The organism is Shewanella sp. S1-49-MNA-CIBAN-0167 (assembly GCF_040310145.1).
GTDB lineage: Bacteria > Pseudomonadota > Gammaproteobacteria > Enterobacterales > Shewanellaceae > Shewanella > Shewanella psychromarinicola.
The window spans coordinates 1-259 of record NZ_JBEOPO010000352.1 but is presented as its reverse complement, the minus strand read 5'-3'; the positions used below and the strand labels follow the sequence as shown (position 1 = coordinate 259).

Here is a 259-nt window from a genome sequence, read left to right as displayed (position 1 = left end):
ATATAGAGCATGCAATCAAACCTGCTATCGATCATGTATTTGGCGCTCATGCATGGCGCCCTCTAGATCTTTGGTATTCTTTATTGAGTTTTCCAGGATCCGAGACGGTTTGGAATGTACCTCATAAGTCTTGGCATAGTGATGAACCCATTGTGGTGGGAGACGCCGAACCTTGGAGCCTGTTTGTCTTTGTATTTCTCGATGATGTGAACGCGGACATGGGAGCCACAACCGTCGTTTCAGGATCGCACCGCCGTGC

Annotated in this window: 1 protein-coding gene; it reads left to right on the top strand. The window is 48.6% G+C overall.

Annotated features, from left to right (window positions below):
• On the top strand, positions 1-259 hold a 259-nt coding region (locus tag AAEZ00_RS21595), incomplete at both ends, for a phytanoyl-CoA dioxygenase family protein (protein WP_351090006.1).